The sequence below is a fragment of the Peristeroidobacter soli genome (genome assembly GCF_004138485.1).
Classification (GTDB): domain Bacteria; phylum Pseudomonadota; class Gammaproteobacteria; order Steroidobacterales; family Steroidobacteraceae; genus Steroidobacter; species Steroidobacter soli.
Genome location: NZ_ML142848.1, coordinates 765,429 through 786,496, shown reverse-complemented (window position 1 = coordinate 786,496; position 21,068 = coordinate 765,429). Strand labels below are relative to the sequence as shown.

12 protein-coding genes are annotated in these 21,068 nt (G+C 62.5%); 11 read left to right on the top strand and 1 reads right to left on the bottom strand.

Annotated elements, in window-relative coordinates:
• Positions 1-193: 193 nt before the first annotated feature.
• The 5 genes from EKO19_RS03035 (at position 194) to EKO19_RS03015 (ending at position 11,177) form a co-directional block, all read left to right on the top strand.
• Positions 194-1,354 (top strand): serine hydrolase domain-containing protein, encoded by a 1,161-nt coding sequence (locus tag EKO19_RS03035; RefSeq protein WP_129774924.1) that lies wholly within the window; start codon positions 194-196, stop codon positions 1,352-1,354.
• Between the two features lie 34 nt (positions 1,355-1,388).
• A complete protein-coding gene (locus EKO19_RS03030; protein WP_129774923.1) occupies positions 1,389-3,500 on the top strand; it encodes a TonB-dependent siderophore receptor in 2,112 nt (703 codons plus the stop codon).
• A gap of 39 nt (positions 3,501-3,539) precedes the next feature.
• Positions 3,540-6,806, top strand: a complete 3,267-nt coding sequence (locus EKO19_RS03025; RefSeq protein WP_129774922.1) for an amidohydrolase family protein — start codon at positions 3,540-3,542, stop codon at positions 6,804-6,806.
• A 7-nt stretch (positions 6,807-6,813) separates the two neighbouring features.
• Positions 6,814-10,092 (top strand): amidohydrolase family protein, encoded by a 3,279-nt coding sequence (locus EKO19_RS03020; protein WP_175596942.1) that lies wholly within the window; start codon positions 6,814-6,816, stop codon positions 10,090-10,092.
• 122 nt (positions 10,093-10,214) lie between these two features.
• On the top strand, positions 10,215-11,177 hold the full coding sequence (locus tag EKO19_RS03015; RefSeq protein WP_157995100.1) for a right-handed parallel beta-helix repeat-containing protein: 963 nt from the start codon (positions 10,215-10,217) through the stop codon (positions 11,175-11,177).
• Positions 11,178-11,376: 199 nt separating this feature from the next.
• Here the strand turns inward: EKO19_RS03015 and EKO19_RS03010 are convergent, their stop codons facing one another.
• Positions 11,377-12,366 (bottom strand): LysR substrate-binding domain-containing protein, encoded by a 990-nt coding sequence (locus EKO19_RS03010; RefSeq protein ID WP_129774919.1) that lies wholly within the window; start codon positions 12,364-12,366, stop codon positions 11,377-11,379.
• Positions 12,367-12,699: 333 nt separating this feature from the next.
• Between EKO19_RS03010 and EKO19_RS03005 the strand changes: the two genes are divergently transcribed.
• From EKO19_RS03005 to EKO19_RS02980, 6 genes are all read left to right on the top strand, one after another.
• Positions 12,700-13,359, top strand: coding sequence for a methylamine utilization protein (locus tag EKO19_RS03005; RefSeq protein ID WP_129774918.1), 660 nt, complete (start codon positions 12,700-12,702; stop codon positions 13,357-13,359).
• On the top strand, positions 13,359-14,591 hold the full coding sequence (locus EKO19_RS03000) for a hypothetical protein (protein ID WP_129774917.1): 1,233 nt from the start codon (positions 13,359-13,361) through the stop codon (positions 14,589-14,591). Before EKO19_RS03005 ends, EKO19_RS03000 begins: the two co-directional genes overlap by 1 nt.
• Before the next feature lie 166 nt (positions 14,592-14,757).
• Positions 14,758-16,173, top strand: a complete 1,416-nt coding sequence (locus tag EKO19_RS02995) for an amidohydrolase family protein (RefSeq protein WP_129774916.1) — start codon at positions 14,758-14,760, stop codon at positions 16,171-16,173.
• 3 nt (positions 16,174-16,176) lie between these two features.
• Positions 16,177-16,755, top strand: a complete 579-nt coding sequence (locus EKO19_RS02990; protein ID WP_129774915.1) for an RNA polymerase sigma factor — start codon at positions 16,177-16,179, stop codon at positions 16,753-16,755.
• A complete protein-coding gene (locus EKO19_RS02985; RefSeq protein WP_129774914.1) occupies positions 16,745-17,734 on the top strand; it encodes a FecR family protein in 990 nt (329 codons plus the stop codon). Before EKO19_RS02990 ends, EKO19_RS02985 begins: the two co-directional genes overlap by 11 nt.
• 73 nt (positions 17,735-17,807) lie before the next feature.
• Positions 17,808-21,035: a TonB-dependent receptor gene (locus tag EKO19_RS02980; RefSeq protein ID WP_129774913.1), complete on the top strand. Its 3,228-nt coding sequence runs from the start codon at positions 17,808-17,810 to the stop codon at positions 21,033-21,035.
• Positions 21,036-21,068: the final 33 nt, after the last annotated feature.

Here is a 21,068-nt window from a genome sequence, read left to right as displayed (position 1 = left end):
GCAGGGTGGGCGCGGCACCCCGGGTGATATCGCGACCAGCGTGGTGTTGAGAGCACACCGCCAGGGGGCAGTGGTGACCCGGTCTCACCGCCGGCGCACGCTAGGCAACCCAGCCCGGCGCATGAATGGCCTATAAAAACCCTCGCGACGATGAGCGTGGGGAGAGACGGGCTTGCAGCGTGACAGCACAACGATGACGGCGACACTCGAAGCACTCGAGAACGGCTTCGAGGACGAAGACGCTCGCAATGCCTATGCGGGCAAGTTGCGTCCCGACCGGCAATTGCGCCTGTTCCGCGACGACAGCTGGGTGTTCTCCACCCGGTTGATCAAGCGCGGCAGCCACGTCCAACCCTTGCCTCGGGCCAAACGCCAGATCGAAGACCTGGCCGTGCATGCCAACGCGTCCCGCTACGACCTGGTCGACTACATTTCCCGCAATCGCATCGCCGGCCTGTTGATAATGCATCGGGGCGAGATCTGCCTGGAGCACTACGAGTTCGGCAACGACGCGCGCACGCGTTGGATTTCCATGTCCATGGCAAAGTCCATTGCCACTACGCTGGTGGGCGCGGCGATTCAGGATGGCCTGATCCACAGCGTCGACGATCCGCTGACCCGCTATCTGCCGCAGCTGAAGAATGGCGGCTACGGCGGCGTGTCGATTCGTCACTTGTTACAGATGACGTCGGGCGTGCGCTGGGACGACACTCACACCGATCCGACCTCGGAACGTCGCGTCATGCTGGATCTGCAGATTGCCCAGCAGCCGGGGACGATTCTGAATTTCCTGTCCGGGCAGCCGCGCGTCGCCGAGCCCGGCACGATCTGGAATTACAGCACCGGTGAGACGCACGTGGTCGGCGCGCTGATTCGCGCGGCGGTCGGTCGTTGGTGCGCCGATTATCTGTCCGAGAAGCTGTGGCAGCCGCTCGGCATGGAGCTCGATGCCACGTGGTGGCTCGAATCGCCGCAGGGCCTGGAAGTCGCGGGCAGCGGCATCAACGCTTCGTTGCGCGATTACGCGCGCTTCGGTCAGTTCATGTTGAACGACGGGATGATCGGCTCGAGCCGCGTGTTGCCCGAAGGCTGGGTGCGCGAAGCCACTCAGCCCCGCGACATCGCCGGCAAGCGCCTCGACTACGGCTACATGTGGTGGCCGGTCGCCGCGCGCGACGGTTCATTCGCCGACGGTGCGTTCAGCGCCCGCGGCATCTTCGGTCAGTACATCTATATCAATCCGACGCGACAGCTCGTGATTGTGGTGTTGAGCGCACGGGCCAAGCCCAAGGGATCCGAAGTCATCGCCGACAACGATTTCTTCAACAGTGCGGTGGAAGCGCTCGGCGGATAGTTCGCTTGTGTCATTGCAGATTGGGGAGTGAATCATGATTAAAAAATCACATGGCTCGTTGTTGTTGACCCTGGCTGCACTGGCGCAGCCGATGGTTTGTCTAGCGCAGAGCGAGACGGTCGAGGAAGTGGTGGTGTTCGGCAAGGACTTCGTGCCGCCGGTGAACAGCTCGGGCACCAAGAGCGATACGCCGCCGATCGAAACGCCGGCATCGTTGTCGGTGATCTCGCGCGACCTGCTGGATTCGTGGGGCGCGAGCAAGCTCACCGAAGCTTTGCGTTACACGCCGGGCGTGAATGCCGAGCCGTTCGGTGTCGAGCCACGCTTTACCAGCGTCAACATGCGCGGCTTCACGGCTGCGGCCGCCGGCATCTTTCGCGATGGGCTGGCGCTGATCAATCCAGGCTGGGCGGTGAGCTACAACCTCGAGCCGTACGGCGCCGAGCGCGTCGAAGTGCCGCGCGGTCCGGCGTCGGTGCTTTACGGTCAGGGCAGCCCCGGTGGTCTGATCAACTTTGTTTCCAAGCTGCCCAAGGACCAGGCCTTCGGCGAAGTGGGTCTGGAGTTCGGCAACAACGATCGCAAGCAGGCGCAGTTCGACGTTGGCAGCTCGTTCGATGACGCGGGCACCTGGAGCGGCCGGCTGACCGGCTTGATTCGCGAGAGCGACACGCAGATCGATTACGTTCCGGACGACCGCCAGTTCCTCGCCGGATCCCTGCGCTGGCGGCTCTCCGACGACACTTCGTTCACCTTCCTCGGCACCTATCAGCAGGACAAGACCAAGCCGTCGCAGTCGTTGCCGGCGCTGGGCATGCTCGAGCCGAATCCGAACGGCCGCATTCCGGTCAGCCGCTTCAGCGGCGAGCCGGGGCTGGACGACTACGATCGCAGCGAATTCTCGGTGGGCTATCAGTTCGAGCATCGATTCAACGATTCGGTGCGCTTCTTCCAGAACACGCGCTACAACGATGTGAAGCTGACCGAGATCGCCGTGTACAGCATGGGCATCAGTCAGAATCCGGCCGATGCCGATCGTATCGTGTTCCGTCGCGCGGCCTTCAGCTACGGCACGCTGGAGGGGTTGACCATCGACAACCAGCTGCACGTGGCACTCGGCTCCGATGCGGTAAAACACAAGGTGCTGGCAGGTGTCGACTACCAGGACGTGAGCGCCTGGCATCGTCAGCATCACAACGCCACGCTGACGCCGATCGACATCTTCGCGCCCGTGTACGGCGTGGCGAACATCACGCGGCCGGCGCCGTGGGGTGACGATGATATCGAGCTGGATCAGCTCGGCGTCTATTTGCAGGATGAGATCAAGATCCAGGAGAAACTGATCTTCAATCTGGGCGCGCGCTACGATCGTGCGACCAGCAGCACCTACTCGCGACTGAGCCAGAGCAAGACTCAGGATCAGACCGACGACGAGCTGTCACTGCGCGGCGGTGTGGTGTACGTATTCGATAGCGGCTTCGCGCCGTACGCGAGCTACGCCGAGTCGTTCCTGCCGTCCTCGGGCGTGGATGCGGCAGGCAATCCGTTCGATCCAGAAACCGGCCGGCAGTACGAGGTGGGCGTGAAGTATCAGCCCAAGAGCTTCAACGGCCTGTTCACCCTGGCGCTGTTCGATCTGGAACGCACCAACTTCGTGGATCGCGACGACGACTTCAATCTGTTCCAGACCGGCAAGGCGTCGTCGCGCGGCGTGGAGCTCGAAGCGTTCACCGCCATGGACAACGGCTTGAGCTACATCGCCAGCTACAGCTACCTGGACACGGAGCAGAAGGAGAACATGCTGCCCGAGCTGATCGGCAAACAGTTCCCGCAGATTCCCAAGCACAAGGCGGCGCTCTGGCTGGACTACAACTTCAAGAGCATCGGGCTCGATGCGCTCGGCGTGGGCTTCGGCGCGCGCTATCAGTCCTCGACATTCTCGGATGACTTGAACACGGTGGAGAGCCCGAGCTACACGCTGTACGACGCGGCGGTTCACTACGAATGGAATAACATGCGCGTCGCGTTGAATATCCAGAACCTGGCCGACAAGGAATACGCCTCGTCCTGCTTCACCCGCTTCTCCGTGCTGTGCACGGTGGGTGAGACACGGTCGATCCGGGGCTCGTTCCGTTATCGCTGGTAGGCAGGCTGAGTGAAGCACGATTTTTTTGGGGGCGAGTGAATGACAGAGAAGCGGCGACTCGAGCGGCTGTGGCTGGCCGTCGGTTTTGCGTTACTGAGCACGGCGGCGCTGGCCGGTGAGCAAACCTGGAACGTCAACGATACGGGGCAGCCGTATGTCGACGCCGAGTTCACTGTCAACGAAGGGACCTGGATGAGCGTCGACGTGAGCCCGGACGGCGCGACGCTCGCCTTCGATCTGCTCGGCGACATCTATGTGTTGCCCGTCAAAGGTGGCGATGCACGGCTGGTCCATGGAGGACCGGCCATGCAGATTTTCCCAAGCTTCAGCGCCGATGGCAGCAAGCTGCTGTATCAGAGCGATGAGAGCGGCTACGACAACGCCTGGATCTCCAACGTCGATGGCTCGAATGCGCGGCAGATCACTCACGACGCCGTCAACATGCTGGGCGCACCGACGTGGGGGCCGAACGACGAGTCGGTCGCCGTCGTGCAGGCCTACTCGACCTTCCAGTTGATGAAGGCCTCGGAGATCCGGCTGTTCGATATGCGCGGCGGCAAGGGTGCCGTGCTGGTGGAGATGCCCGGCAATCGCCGCGATGTGCAGGAGCCGAGCTTCACGCCCGATGGCAAGTTCGTCTACTACACGCAGCGGATCATCGAGCCGAATATCTACGTCAACGCGATGAATCCCAACTACGTCATCAAGCGGCGCGAGCTCGAATCGGGCGCGACCGAGGAGTTGATGGGTGGTTGGGGCAGTGCCACCACGCCGGAAGTCTCGCACGACGGCAAGAAGGTTGCGTTCATCCGGCGCGTCAAGGAAAAGACCGTACTGTTCATCTATGACGTCGCGACCCGCACGCAAACCCCGGTGTTCGACGATCTGGATCGCGACCTGCACGCCGACTTCGTGCAGCAGAACGCGTATTACCCGCGCTTCGACTGGTTTCCGGACAATCGTCACATTGCCATCTGGGGCAAGGGCAAGCTGTACAACGTCGACACACAGACCAGTACGGCAAGCGAAATTCCGTTTCGCGTGCACGCCAGGCATCGCATCGTTCAAGCACCGCATTTCGAACAGAACCCGGCGCCGGACTCGGTGTCGGTTCGATCATTGCGACAACTCGCGCCGTCGAATGACGGCACGCGTCTGGTGTTCACCGCGCTCGATCGGCTGTGGACTCAATCGGAGTCGGCGGCACCGGCCCGGTTGACCAAGAGCACCGGGTTCGAATTCGATCCGGCGTTCTCGCGCGATGGCCGTTCATTCGCCTACGTCGAGTGGGACGACGAGCGCGGCAGCACGCTGAAGGTCGCCAATAGCGCCGGCCGAAACGGACGCGCGATCGCGACCAGCCGCGGCGTCATTCGTAATCCATCCTTCTCGCCTGATGGCAAGCGCGTCGTGTACCGCATCGACGAAGCCGACAAGAACATGGGCGGCTATGGCACGCATCCGGGCATCTACATCGTGCCGGCGGCCGGTGGCGAGAGCCGCTTCGTTGTCGAGGGCGACGATCTGCCGATGTTCTCTCCGGACGGGCAGCGCATCTACTACATCGAGGCATCGAAAGTGAAAGGGGAGCTGTTGCACTCCCTGGTCAGTGTGACGGCCGATGGCACGGACAAGCGAGAGCACGCACACACACTCAATGCCGATACGCTGGATCTGCACGTCAGCCCGGATCTGCGGTGGATCGCATTCCGCGAGACGCAGCAGTTCTACGTGATGCCATTTCAGGAAATCGGCGCGCCGTTGACCGTCAGCGCTCGCAACGGCGAGGTGCCGGTGCGGACGTTGACCGATCTCGGTGGGCATTCGCTGACCTGGTCGAGCGATTCGTCGACGCTGTACTGGACGCTCGGCGCTTCGTTGTACCGGGCGCGTGTCGGAGATGCTAGCTCCACGGCTTTGCCGCAGCCGTACGCCAAGGTCGATCTGAAAGTGCCGGCCGATGTGCCCACGGGCAAGCTCGCGTTCACCAACGCACGCATCATCACGATGAAGGGCGATGAGGTGATCGAGCAGGGCACCGTGGTCGTCGACGGCAATCGTATCGTTGCCCTCGGCGCGAGCGGTTCGGTCACGGTTCCCAGCGATGCGAAAGTGGTCGATGCCGCCGGCAAGACCATCATGCCGGGCTTGGTCGACATGCATGGTCACATCGACTGTTGTTATCGAACCGGCGTGATGCCGCAAAAGCAGGCGGCGCGCTATGCCGCGATGTCGTTCGGTGTGACGACCAACTTCGATCCCTATTCGAGCGAACTGCCGAACTACGAGACGCGCGAAACGGATCTCGCCGGCATCACTGTCGGTCCGCGCTGGATCGGTTCGGGCAGCCCGATCTATGGGCGCGCGAAGAAAACCGACTTCAACTATGTACCGCTGCGCAAGTACGACGACGCGCACAAGGCGTTGCTACGCAAGCAGGCGCTCGGCGACATGTTCATCAAGAGTTACAAGCAGCCGGGCCGTCAGCAACGGCAGATGCTGGTCAAGGCGGGGCGCGAGACCGGCATCATGGTCGACGTGGAAGGCGAGGGCCATTTCTATAACAGCCTTTCCATGGTGCTCGACGGTCATAGCAACGTCGAACACAACATGCCGGTCGCGAACTATTACGACGACGTGATTCAGCTGATGAGTCACGGCACCAGCTCGAACACCCCGACGCTGATCGTTGCGTTCGGCGAGCTGTACGGCGAGAACTTCCTCTATGCGCGGGAGCGCGCTTGGGAAGATCCCAAGGTGAAAGCCTTCGCGCAGGAAGTCACCGCGACTTACGGGGCGCTCGAGGTGCCGAGCGGCGCGCCTGCTTACGCTCGAAACATGACCAGCATTCACCTGGCCGACGAGCTGTGGGATATCGGCTTCCGCTCGGTGTCGCGCTCCGTCAAGAAGCTGGATGACGCCGGCGTGCGTATCAATGTCGGTTCGCACGGCGAGATCGCCGGGCTGGCGATGCACTGGGAGATGCAGCTGCTCGCGCAAGGCGGCATGAGCAATCATCACATCTTGCGCGCGGCAACGTTGAACGGTGCGAAGACCCTCGGTTTCGACAAACAGCTGGGCTCGCTCGAAGTCGGCAAGCTCGCCGACCTGATCGTGCTCGACCGCAATCCGCTGGAGGACATTCGTAACAGCAACTCGGTCCGTTACACCGTGCTCAACGGCCGGCTCTACGACTCGGCGACCATGAACGAGATCGGCAACCATCCACGAGTGCGCACTCGATTCTATTGGGAGATGGATGACTACAAGGGCATCGATTGGAACTCGGCGTGGTCGGGGCAGTGAGCGGACGATGAACACCATGAATACTTGTTTCAAGCTGCTGTTGTCGTCCCTGCTCGCGGTGCCGGCGTTCGCTCAGTCCAATTGGAATGTCGAAGACACCGGTCAGCCCTCTTACGACGTTGAATTCCAGGTCGACGAAGGCACCTGGATGAGCGTCACCGTCAGTCCCGACGGCAAGACGCTCGTGTTCGATCTGCTGGGCGATATTTATTCGCTGCCCGCGGCCGGTGGCGAAGCCAAGCTGCTGTTCGGTGGGGCGGCCATGCAGCGCAATCCGCGCTTCAGCCCGGATGGTAGCCAACTGCTGTACATCAGCGACGGCGGTGGCAGCGACAACTTCTGGATCGCCAACGCCGATGGTTCCAATGCGCGGCAAGTGACCAAAGAAACCGTTCGTCTGCTGAGCACGCCTGCCTGGACCGGCGACGGCAAGTCCGTCGCGGGCGCGTTGCAGTTCGCGACCGAAGACAAACATCACGGCGCCGAGCTTCGCATCTATGACTTGCGCGGCGGCAGTGGGCGACTGCTGGTCCCCGGGCCGGCCAATGACGAGCCGGTCAACGAGCCGCAGTTCTCACGTGACGGCCGCTATGTTTACTACACGGAGAAGGTCACCAAGCCGAGCAAGTCGCGCGTCTATGTCGACGCCAACCATAGCAACCTGGCGGTGATGCGTCGGGATCTGGCGAGCGGCGAGGCACAGCAACTGATTCGCGGCTTCGGCAGCGCCATCGCTCCGCAGCTGTCGCCGGACGACAAGCGCATCGCGTTCGTTCGCCGTGTGCGAGAGAAGACGGTGTTATTCGTTTACGACATCGCCTCGGGCAAGGAGCTGCCCGTGTACGAAGGCCTGGATCGAGACGAGCAGGCTGACTACAGCTGGATCGACGGCTATTACCCGCAGTACGGCTGGTTCCCGGATAACCGCCATGTCGCGATCTGGGGCAAAGGCAAGCTCATGAACGTCGACATGGACACGGGGCAGGCGCAGGAGATTCCGTTCAGCGTCCGCTCGCGTCACAAGATGACCGTGCCGCCGCGCTTCACGCAGGACCTGGCGCCGAAGTCGATCAAGGTGAAGGCGATTCGTCAGCTCGCCTATTCGCCGGACGATCGGGTCGTGGTGTTCAACGCGCTCGGACGATTGTGGCGCAAGCAGGACGATGCCAAGCCCACGCGTCTGACTCGTGCCGGCACGTTCGAGTTCGAGCCGGCGTTCTCGCACGACGGTCGGAAAGTCGCGTATGTCGACTGGAATGATGAGAGCGGCAGTCGTTTGATGGTGGTCGGCTCGCAAGGTGGCGCGCCCAAAACCATCTACAGCACCGCTGGCGTGTTGCGCACTCCGTCGTTCTCGCCGGATGGCAGCCGCATCGTATTCAAGATCGACGAGGGCGATCGCTGCCTCGGCGGCCGCGAAGCCAAAGTCGGCTTGTATTGGATCGACGCCAATGGCGGCGAACCTCACTACGCCGGCGACCCGGGCGATGCGCCCATATTCTCGCCCGACGGTAAGCGCATCTACTTCGCCACCAAGAGTTATATCGATCACGCGGTCATCGCTGCGTTGGAGAGCGTGAATCTCGACGGCTTCGACCGGCGCGTGCATGCCAAGACGCTCGATGCGGACACGTCGGAGCCGCGCATCAGTCCGGATCTGAAATGGATCGCGTTCCGTCATCGTCAGCAGTACTACGTGACCCGCTATCGCCAGACTGGCGTACCAGTGACGCTGGCGCCGGGCGACGGCGCGAATCCGGTCACTCAGGTCAGCGATATCGGCGGTTATGCGCTGACGTGGGCGGGCGACTCGAAGCGGTTGCATTGGGCGGTGGGCGATCAGTTCGTGACCGCCGCGATCGATGAGAATGCGCCTGCGAACGCGAAGCCGCAGCTGCAACGATTGGCAGCAGGTCTGGAAGCGCCGGTTGACTCGCCTGCGGGCGAGATCGCCTTCACCAACGCACGTCTCATCACGATGGCGGGCGATCAGGTCATCGAGCGCGGCACGGTTGTCGTGCGTGGCAATCGCATCGTCGCTGTTGGCGCGGCCGATCAAGTGACCGTGCCGTCGGGCGCGAAGGTGATCGATGCGACTGGCAAGACGGTGATGCCCGGCCTGTTCGACATGCATGGTCACATCAACAATTGTTACTACACGTCCTCGGGCTTGATGCCGCAGCGTCAGTCGGCTCGTTACGCCGATCTCGCGTTCGGCGTCACCACCAACTACGACCCGTACAGCCTCGAGCTGCCGGCTTACACGCAGACCGAAATGACGCTCACCGGCGATATGGTCGGTCCGCGCTCCATCGAGTCGGGCCTGATCGCGTTCGGTCGCATCGCCAAGGTCGATGGCGGTTACGTGCCCATCTTCAGCTATCAGGACGCGCAGGATTTCATGGCGCGCAAGAAGGCGCTCGGCGGCACCATCGTGAAGAGCTATCGTCAGCCGATGCGCAGTCAGCGGCAGATGCTGATCAAGGCGGGCCGCGAGGCGGGCGTCATGGTGGACGTGGAGGGCGAGAGCAATTTCTATCTCGATCTCACTGCGGTCATCGACGGCAACACCAATCAACAGCACAACCTGCCGGTCGCGACCTACTACGACGACGTCGTACAGCTGTTCAAGCACGGCCAGACGCCGCACACGCCGACGCTGATCGTGCTGAATGGCGAACTGCTGGGTGACAACTTCATCTATCAGAAACAGCGCGTTTGGGAAGATCCGAAGGTGCGTCAGTTCGTGCAGGTGGTCACCAGCGGCTACAGCCCGGTGCCAACGCCGCACTACGCGCCGCCTTACGTGCGCGGCATGACGACGATCAATGTCGCCGACGAGCTGTGGGATGTGGGGTTCCGTTCGGTGTCGCGCTCCGTGAAGAAGCTCGATGACGCGGGTGTGATCGTGAATGCCGGCTCGCATGGGCACGTCATCGGGTTGTCGTTGCATTGGGAGATGTGGCTGCTTTCCCAAGGCGGCATGAGCAACATGAACGTGCTGCGCACGGCGACGTTGAACGGCGCGCGAACACATGGCTTGGATAAGCAGATGGGCTCGCTGGAGCCGGGCAAGCTGGCCGACATCATCGTGCTCGACAGGAACCCGCTCGAAGATATCCAGAACAGCAACAGCGTGCGTTACACGATGGTGAACGGCCGTCTGTACGACGCGAACACCATGAACGAGATTGGCAACTACAACAAACCCCGAGGCAAGTTCTTCTGGGAAGCCCATCGAGCCCCGAACAACATCGATTGGGAGAAGTCATGGGCCGAGCAATGACCGATAGGAGCGGCTGCCACCTCCACGAGCCTGTGTCCCGCAGCGAGCAACATCAGCGTCACGGTGCCAATGTCGTTCGCTCGCCGCGGCAGCGCTCAGGCCTCCAAGCCGTTTGCACGCTCATGGCGGCCATTGCGGCCACGCTCGCCGCTGCCGCTAGCATCGCAACTGCCAGCGCCGCAGTCGTCGGCACAGCAGCCGCTAGCATCACAACCGCCGGCACGGCAGTCGCGAGCACTGTCGCCCCCAAGGCCGGAGCCGTTGGCGGCGGAGGCTCCAGCGCAGCTAAAGGAAGCGCCGCGCGACAGCGCGAGGCGCGTACCTGGACGGTGTGCCCGGCGTCGGCGACAGCGAGCGATTGCGACTTCAAGGGCGACCAAAGCATTCCCGACGCGGTCGCTCGTGCCAACAACGGCGACACGATTCAACTCCGTGCGGGCCGCTACACGCCTCGCGCCTATCTTGACGTGCCGTTTCGCGATTTAGTGGTGCGTGCGTTCGTGGTCATCGATGACAAGGACATCTCGCTGGTCGGCGAACGAGGCGTGGTGATCGCCGGCAACGACAAGATGCCCATGTCCGCCATCGTCGTTCGCAATGCCGACGTGAACATCGGTCATCTCGAGATCACCGGCTTCAACTACGAGATCGAGGAAGACAAGATCTACGACGGCCATGGCATCTTCGTCATCGACAGCAAGGCCCGCATCGACGACGTCACCATCAGCAAGTTCCAGAAGATGGGCTTGAGCGGCCGCGGCGACACGCAGCTCGACGTATCGAACCTGCGAGTGCTCGACGGGCACGTCGGCGTGTGGCTGCACGAAACCGCTTATCTGCGCCTGCGTAATGCACTGGTTCGAGGCAACGACTCGAGCGCGATCACGGCCTACGACAGCTCGGTCGCACACATCTCCGGCTCAACGGTGGAAGGCAACGCACGATATGGCCTGTATGCGAATCAGCAGGCGGCGGTCTTCGCGAGCAACACGAAAGTTGCCGGCAACAAACTGGGTGACGTGAACGCGCTGGCGGAGAGTCACATTCGACAGGATCCGCCGGTCGCGGCAGCTCCGGCGAACTGACCCTGAATGTCGAGCTTCACGCCGCGAGACGAATCATGGTCGTGCAGCCACCAGCTCGGCCAGCCTGCTATCACTCATTGATGGAGCCGCGACCAGCTGTTGGAAAAGGCTTTGTCCGAACGTCCGGTTCCGACGGCGCATAGCGCGGTGATATCGGCGTTACCAGTTCAGCGCCGGCAGCTAAGAGAGATGCTGGCGCCTAGTTGCTCGGGGGCGCCAGTTCCGGGTGCTCCTTGGCGATGGTCGCGGTGAGCCAGTGGCGGAACTTCTCGATCACGCGCGACTGCCAGCGATCGGCGCGTGCGATGAAATGGTAGATACCCAGCTGCGTGACGAACGCCGGACGCTGATGGGTAATGTCCACCAGCCGGCCGGCGGCGATGTCGTCGGCGGCAATCAGCGAATTGGTCAGCGCGATCCCTCGTCCGAAGCGCGCGCCTTCGAGTGTCAAATGCCCTTGCCACAGGCGAGGGCCGGGCAGCTCGCCTTCTTCGGACACGCCATGGGCGGCGAGCCAACGCAGCCAGCCGTCCGTATCCTGTTCATGCAGAAGCTGATGTTTCAATAAATCGCGCGGGTGGCGCACCGGCGGTGCGCTGGACAGATAGGCCCGGCTGGCGACCGGGATGATCGGCGCGCGCGCGATCTCGATGCTCTTCAAATGCGGCGGCACCTGCAGAGGCGCCCGGTAGGAGCCGACGAAGCGGATCTCGATGTCGGTATCGGCGGAAAGGAACTCGGGGCTGCGATTGGCCGGCTGCAATTCCACGTCGAGTCCTGGATTGGCCTTCTCGAAATCGCCGAGATGCCCCGATAGCCAGTGCAGGGCGAAGCCCGGCATGCAACGGATATGCAGGCAACGATGGTCGCCGCGCTTGATCAAGTCGACGGTGGCGCGCGCGATGATGTCGAGCGCGCTGGCGATGTCGCGGTGATAACGAATGCCGTCTTCGGTCAACACGCTGCCGGCGGCGGTTCGTTGAATCAATTTGGTGCCGGTCCAGTCCTCGATGGCACGCAAATGGCGGCTGACCACCGCGTGGTCACGACATAAGTACTGAGCTGCCTTACGCACGCCGCCCAGGCGCGCAATGGCATCGAAGGCTCGCAACGTCTCGAAAGGGGGCAGAGCGCGACGCGACAACAACTGCGTGGTCGGTGCACGCACCCGGAGTTCTTCGTCGTTCATCGAAGCTGCGGTGCTGATACTGGAAACGGTACGCACGAATCACCTCACCCCGTCGGGGGCATTGAAACCTCCATGGAAGGATTTGCGGAGCGTGGCTGGCAGCTGCGTGTCCGTCCGTTGCATGGTGCCGATTTGTCACCTCTCGCGCAAGGTGCGGTATGCGTCGCTGGTGGTGAGACGCTGACACCGGTGTTGCGGGCTTCGCAACTGGTTCGGCGAGCATTATATGTATCGGAACACGCGCGCCTGGGCCGAGCCTTATCCCAGGATATTCCTGCAATTCTGTGCGCCAGGGCATGCTCCCGGCGCAACGCCGGAGGCAGAATCCGCCGCGTGAATCCGCCGCCGCATCGAGTCTCGGTCGTGCTGCTGGGGTTGGCCCTTGCAGGCCCGGCGGCGTCGGCCAATGAGCTGACCGTCAATGTGAGCGATAACCAGGGGCAGCCGGCCCGCAATGTGGTTGTCGTCGCAACGCCGAAAGCTCCGGTCAGCGCGCCGGCGCGGTCGCCCACAATGGTCGAGATGGACCAGGTCGACCGACAATTCGCGCCCTATGTGCTCGCCATCCAGACCGGCACGCGCGTGCTGTTCTCCAATAACGATTCGGTGGCGCATCAGGTGTATTCGTTCTCGCCGCCCAAGCGTTTCGAGCTGGCCCTGTATCACGGCAAGCCGCGTGAGCCCGTGTTGTTCGACAAGCCGGGCATCGTGACCGTCGGCTGCAACATCCACGACAACATGATCGGTTATCTCTACATCACGGAATCACCCTGGTTCGGCACGACGGCAAGCGACGGCGTGTGGAAGGCGCGGGATATCCCGGCAGGCGAGTACGAGCTGCAGGTGTGGACGCCGCTACTGCCACCGCATGAGTGGTTGCAGACTCAGAGCGTCGTCGTCGGTGAGACATCGGCTCGCGCGTCGTTCAAATTGAAACGCGGCTTGCGGCCCGAGCCGGTGCCGATCAAAGACAAGCGCGTGCGAGACTACTGATGCGCCTCTCTTGTTTTGCACTGGCGATCTCCGCGTGGACATTGAGTCAGTCCGCGCTCGCTCAGGACGCGGGATCGCACGAACTCACCGCTCAGATCGACGTGCGCGCCGTCGCCGTCGATTCGCCGTTGGATTCCTTTGCCGAGGGTGGCACCGGTCAGTTGCGCTTCGGTCGCGACGATGACGGGATCAGGCTCGGCAGCGTGATGATCGACGCCGCCGGTGAGCTCATCGAGACCGTTCGTTACAACGTCACCGCGAGAGCCACGGGCGACGGCGATCAAAATCCTATCGATCTCACCGAGGCATATCTCGAGTGGCGGCCATATCCATCGAACTGGTTGCGTTGGAAGACGCGAGTGGGGGCATTCTACGCGCCGATCTCTCTGGAGAATCGCACCGTCGGCTGGGACAGCCTGTACAGCATCAGCTCGTCAGCCATCAACACATGGCTCGGCGAAGAATTGCGGACCATCGGCCTGGAAACGTCGCTGACCGCGCTCGGCGCGACCGCCGGACGCAATTTCGATGTGAGCGTGGTTGGCTCGGTCTATGCCTGGAACGATCCGGCCGGCATTCTGCTGTTCCAGCGCGGCTGGGGGATTCACGACCGGCAGACCGCGCTATTCGGGGAACTGCCGCGACCCATCGTCATGAACCCGAGCATTCCCAACATCGAGTTCTTCGACGAGGTCGACCACCGGATGGGTTATTACGCGGGCCTGGAGGCGAAAATTTCCGGCCGGCACGTGCTCCGGGCTCTGCATTACGACAACCGGGGCGACACGTCGAAGCGGCACGCGCGCGAACCGACCTGGCTGACCCGGTTCGACGCGCTGGGGGCCCGGCTCGAGCTGCCGCACGCGATCACGGCGATTTCGCAGTACATGCGAGGCGATACCGCGGTCGGGCCGAGCGTCGACGGTCGCGGCCTGATCATCGTCGATTTCGACTCGTGGTTCGTGTTGTTGAGTCAGCAGTACGGGCCGCACCGAATTACTGCACGCTACGACCGCATGGAGACCGAAACTGTGCGTAATGCGCGGTTTTTCGACAGCAACCAGGACGCGGATGCGTGGACTGCCGCGTACCTGTTCGATCTGAACGATCACTGTCAGCTGGCCGCCGAAGCCATTCAGCTCAGTGGCTCGCTCCGCCAGCGTGCGGAAGTCGGTTTGCCGGCCAGCGCCACGGAGCGCCTGCTCCAGCTGGCTTTTCGGTATAAATACTGAAAACCGCCGGGGTCGCGTCCCGACTTTACGCGCTGCTCAATCTAATTGAGACGAACGGCCCGCGCACTTCCTGCAAGCGAGTTGTTCCTTTGTAACAGCGCTTGGCGCCGCGATCCTGGCGACGTATTGTCCCCCGCGAGTACAAGAATGAATCGGGGATCGCGCGTTGTTCAATCGCAGACACATCATGTCTCTGTTGGGACTGGCGAGTGCGGCCGGCGTCGTCGCCAGCAAGTCTGCCCACGCGTCGCAAAGTGCGACCGGCAACACGGCGCACGAGCTGGCCGAGGCCATCGAGGCAATGCCCGTGCTCGATGTGCACTCTCATGGTTTCCCTGCACTGGCGCCGGTCACTGAAGAGATTTTTCTCGAAACGCTGGCGTTGAGCGCGTGGATGCTGGACGCGTACTTCCCGGCCGAGCCCGGTCAGGAGCAGACGGTTTACGAGCAATGGCGTGCGGCGGGGCCGGAAGAGCGCGCGCGTCTGGATCACAAGTACGGCATCCAGAAGCGTTTCGACGAAGTGGTCTCGCAAATGCGCAGTACCACGTTCGTCGAGGCGCTCACCAAGGAGATGGCGACCTTCTTCCGTTGCAAGCCGACGTTGAAGGACGTGATCGCGGCTCGCAACGAGTACACCCGGGGCGACTTCTGGCGTTACGTGAACGACCTGTTCGGCTCGGCGAAGCTGGAAGGCGCGTTGGTGCAAGGCTCGTTGGGCGCGTGGACCCTGCCGGAGCCCAAGCAGGCGGACTTCAAACGCAGTCTGCGCATGAAGGTGTACGACGTTGCAACCGCTGGCGCGTACGGCATCATCGACAAGGACATTCCGTTCTCGGACCTCGTTTCCGGGAATCGGGAGCAGCTGCGGCGTCGGGCGAAAGAGCAGGGCGCGGTTGCGTTCAAGTCCGGCATCGTGAAACAGACGGGAGCTGACGTTGAGGTAGTCACCGCGGCCCAGGCCGAGCAGGCGTGGGAACAATGGCGCAAGCTGCCGGCAGCCGACAAGAAGCGCGTCTGGAATCGCGAATGGCGTCCGGCGTTCTGGAAGACACTGCAGGATTTCATCGTATGGGAGACCTGCGCGGTCGCATACGAGCTCGATATCCCTTTGCACATCCACGCCGGCAATGGCGAAGGGCAAGACAAGATCAGCACGCACTATCCATACAAGCTGGAAAACGTCGTGCGCTATCCGGTCGACTTGCCGCAGAAGCCGGTGCAGATCGTGCTGTTGCACGCCGGCTTCCCGCATCACACTGAAGCGGCGTACATGTCGCACATCTTCCCGAACGTCTGGTACGACATGTCGGTGATGGCGCCGTTCGTGAACCGGGGCTTGTATCAGCGCCTGTTGGAAACGTTCGAGACCGCGCCGCTGTCGAAAGTCATGTACGGCAGCGACGCGTATCACGTGCCCGAGTTCTTTTATCTGGGCGCGAAGTGGGCGAAGAAGCACGTGGCCAAGGCACTGGCGGTGCTGGTGGACGACGGCGTGCTGACCAAGGACGACGCCGTGCGCTATGCGCGCATGATCCTCGCGGACAATGCCCGCCGCCTGCACAAACTCAACGGGACGTGAGCCGTGCAAGCGTCGATTGAGGACTGGTTTCGTCGCGAGATCCTGATTCACGAGCCCGCGCTGGTGCGGTTTCTATCGCGCAACTGGTTCAATCAGAACGACGTGCAGGACATCCGTCACGACATCTATGTGCGGGTCCTGGAAGGCGCGGAGCGGCAGCTCCCGCACTCGCCGCGCGCGTTCCTGTTCGGAGTGGCGCGCCACCTGCTCATCGACCGTGTCCGTCGCGAACGCATCGTCGCGATCGATCTGTTGGAGGATGTGGATTCGTTAAACGTCCTAATAGACGAGGTCTCGCCGGAGCGTCGCGCCACCGGCCGGGAACAGGTGCAGCGGCTGTCGAAGTTGTTCGACCGCCTGCCGCCGCGTTGCCGGGAAGTGGTGTGGATGAAGCGGGTCGAAGGCCTGTCCCAGAAACAGATCGCCGAACGGTTGGGGATCGCCGAGGCCACGGTGGAACGCCATCTGGTCCGCGGCATCGCCCTGCTTGCAAATGCCCTGTATGGCAGCACCGGGCATTCATCCGCCAAGCGAGTCAACGATGAGCCGCTGATTGCTGTCGAGTCCCGACATGGAGAGTAGAGAACAAAGCGAACGCGCCGCCGCTGCCTGGATTGCACGCCGTGACTCCGGGGAATGGAGCGAGGCGGATGCGACTGCCTTCAATGAGTGGTTGGCGGCATCGCCGGGCCATCGCGTCGCCTACTACCGATTGAACGCGGCGTGGCAGGAGACCGGGCGCTTGCAGGCGCTGGTGGGCAACACCAGCACCACCAACGCCAATGCTCAGCCCCAGCCGCAGCCCGTGCCGAAGCGGCCGCAGATCAGCGAACGACAGTTGCGTTGGCGAGCGCTCGCGGCGGCGCTGGTGCTCGCCGTCGGTGTCAGTCTGGTCGTGTTCAAGGCGACGAACGTTCCGCGTGGCACGCATGTCACGGTGGTGGGCGGCATGCAGAGCGTGCCGATGGTCGACGGCTCGCGCGTCCTGCTGAATACCAACAGTCAGGTGTCGATCGCGCTGAATGAGCACGAGCGGCGCGTCGAGTTGAAACATGGCGAGGCGTTCTTCGAAGTCGCCAAGGATCCCAACCGGCCTTTCGTGGTCGTGGCCGGCGACAAACGCATCATTGCCGTCGGTACCGCATTCTCGGTGCGTCGCGAAGGCGACGAAATGCGATTGATCGTTTCCGAAGGCACGGTGCGCATGGAAACGCCGAGCAAGCAAGTCAAGCCGCCGGGCCCGTTGAGCGCTGGCTCGGTCCTGCGCGCGCGTCACGACGACATGCTGGTCCAAAAGGAAGCATTGGCGGATATCGAGCGCTCGCTCAGCTGGCGCAACGGCGTGCTGACGTTCCGCGATACGCCGCTGTCGAACGCGGTTACCGAGTTCAATCGTTACAACACGCGGCCCATCGTCATCGAAGACGATCGGGTCGCAGCCTTGCAGATCGGTGGCATCTTCCGCGCGACTCAGCCGGAAGCTTTCGTTCGTTTGCTCTCGGAAGGTTTTCCGATTCAGGTCGTCATGGAAGACGAACGAATCGTGCTGCGCGCAAATTGACTTGCCGGAAACCCGATTCCTGATCGACTGATTTTGTATCCGGTCGATAAGAACCGAGTCATGGGGTTGAGGCATGCTGAAGACGTCCAGTAGAAACACGTTGATCGCCGTCGCTATTACCGCGGCGCTGACACATTTCAATGCATCGGCGGCGATCGCCGATCAAGTCGCCGCCGGTGCACCGAGAGCCATCAATGTTTCCGCAGGAACTCTGCAGGACGCGTTGGAGTCGCTCGGCAAGCAATGCAATGTCGATGTCGTGTATCCGAGCAGAGCGCTGCAGGGTCTGCGAACCTCCGGCGTCAGCGGCGTGATGGAGCCGCGCGCGGCATTCGAAAAGCTCATCGAAGGCACACAGCTCATCATCAAAGAGCAGGGCGATGCGCTGCTGGTCACGACGACACCGCGGGCCGCTGCGCATGACTCTTCGGCGTCGGGTGCGCGGCCTATCCGGCTGGCTCAGGCGACTATCGTGAATGCCGCTTATCTGCAGGATTCCAGCGGTGCGGCGCCGGCGCCGGCACCGGCACCGGCCGAGTCGACTGCGCCGGGCTCGGCGAGCAGCAGCGACAATCTCGCCGAGATCGTCGTTACGGGTTCTCGACTGCAGCGTCGTGACATCGAGGCAGTGAGCCCTGTCACCATGCTGGGCGAAGTGGAAATCGCACAGCGCGGCTACATTCGCACGGAAGAAATTCTGATGCACATGCCGCAGCTGCAGACTTTCCAGAGCACGTCCGGCCGCACGTTCGTCGATCTGCGCGGTCTGGGTTCGCAGCGTACCCTCGTGCTGGTCAACGGCCGACGTCTGCAATCGGGCGGTTACAGTGACGCGGCCGCCGATGCGAGCATCGTGCCTCCGGGCCTGATCAAGAACGTCGAGATCCTCACCGGCGGCGCCTCCTCGGTGTACGGTGCGGACGCCGTCGCGGGTGTCGTCAACTTCGTGATGGATACCGATTTCGAAGGGTTCAAGATGACCGGCAGCGTGTCCGGTTTCCAGCACGACAACGACAACACCATGGTGTCCAGAGCCATGGATGCACGCGGCGAGAACTGGTACGCGAAGGGCAACTCCTTCGATGGCGAACAGTACAAGCTGGATATCATGGCGGGCGGCAGATTCATGGACGGTGCCGGCCACATCAGTGCCTACCTCGGCATCGACAAGAGCTCGTTGTTGCGCATGAGCGCACGCGACTATACCTCCTGCGCGCTCGCTGCCGACGCGACTTGCAGTGGCTCGCTGGAAGCCGGCGATCCGAACTTCATTTTCGCCAATCCCCTGGGCCGGCAGACCCTGCAGGACGACGGCTCGCTGGCGGCCTACACCAACAACCTCGCCAACTGGGGCAACAACCTGTCGATGCGCCATCCCGCCAAGCGTCTGCGCGGCGGCGCCTTCATCAACTACGAAATCAACGAGCACGCCAAGCCGTATTTCGAGTTGAATTTCATGCGCGCCGAATCTCGTAACTACTACGACGAGACGGCGACGTTCGGCGTGCCGGCCTCGATCCGCTGCGACAGCCCGCTGTTGAGCCCGGCCCAGCAAGCGCAGATCTGCGGTCCCGGCGGCCTGAATCTGCTGCCGACGCAGAGCTTCAGCGTCAACCTGTACAAGCGCAACGTCGAAGGCGATGCGCGTTATTGGGACAAGACGTACAACTCGTTCCGCGCGGTCACGGGTGTGAAGGGCGATATCAATGCGAACTGGCGCTACGACGTGTCGTTCCTGTACGGCAACACCACGAGCGCGGAGCAGGGCACGAATGTGTTCGTGCGCAGCCGCCTGTTGAACGCAGTGAACGTCACTCGCAACGGCAACGGCGACATCGTGTGCGTGTCGGGCGGTGCGTGCGTGCCATACATGTTGTTCACGCCGGGCGGCATCACGCAGGCCGCGCTCGATTATCTGACTTCGGATCATTACATCGACGGCGACGCGAGCACCTATGTGACCAACGCCTTCGTTTCCGGCGACTTGCCACTGACGATGCCGACCGCTCGCAACCCCGTCGCCCTGGTGCTCGGCGCCGAGTATCGCAAGGAAACCTTCGGTGCGTTCTACGACGATCCGCAGAAGCAGGGCGACATCCTCGGCCGCACGCGTCAGCAGGACACCAGCGGCAGTTACGACGTGAAGGAATATTTCGTCGAGGCGGCGGTGCCGTTGATCGAAGACCTGCCGTGGGTGCAGAACCTGTCGGCGGAGCTCGGCTTCCGCTTCTCCGACTACAACCTGTCCGGCGAGCAGGAGACGTGGAAGGTCGGTCTCAACTATCGCCCGACGAGTCAGCTGAAGTTGCGCGGCGGTTTCAACCGCGCGGTCCGCGCTGCGAACGTGGTCGAGTTGTTCCGTCCGCAGGCCAACGGTCTGTGGAACGGTTCGGACCCCTGTGCCGGCGCCAATCCGCTGTACAGCGCGGCACAGTGCGCACGCACTGGCGTGTCGGCGAGTCAGTATGGTTCGGTGAGCGCCAACCCGGTGGGTCAGTTCAACCAGATCACCGGCGGCAATCCGCTCCTCGATCCGGAAACGGCCGACACCATCACCGTGGGCCTGGTGCTCTCGCCGCTGAGTGGAATGAACGTCACGCTGGACTATTGGGACATCAAGATCGACGACGTGATCGGCACGGTGGGCGCTTCGACGGCCCTCAACCAGTGCGCCCTGACCGGCGAAGCGTCGCTGTGCAACCTGATTCGCCGCGCTCCGGACGGCAATCTGTGGCTGGATATGCTGAGCGGCTCGGGCGGCTACATCCTGGCCACCAACGCCAACCTGGGTTCCTGGCACTATCGCGGCGTGGACCTGAGCATGGATTACAGCCTGCCCGTGGGCGCCGGCGATGTGACGTTCTCGTTGAATGGCAGCCGCTTCCTCAAGAAGTTCCGTGAGAACGTCAAGGGGCTGGCGGGTTCGCGCTTCTCTTGCGAAGGGTTGTACAGCGCCAACTGCAACTTCCCGACGCCGAAGTGGCGCCATACGTTCGGTGCGACCTACGCCTCGGACAGCTTCTGGTCGACGACGGTCTCCTGGCGTTACTTCGGTGCGGTCGACAACCCGGCGGTCACGACCGGTATCGACTCGGGCATCAACGCGCAGAGCTTCTTCGACCTGTCGGGCACGTTCAAGGTGGCGGACAACGTCAGCATCGTGACCGGCGTGAACAACATCCTCGACAAGGAACCGCCGCTGGTCAGCCTCAACATCTCGACCAACTACTACAACACCGTCGACGGGTACTACGACATGCTGGGTCGTTTCGTGCACCTGACCGCGACTGTGAAGTTCTGAAGCAACGACGATACGAGGCCGGGGCGGTACATG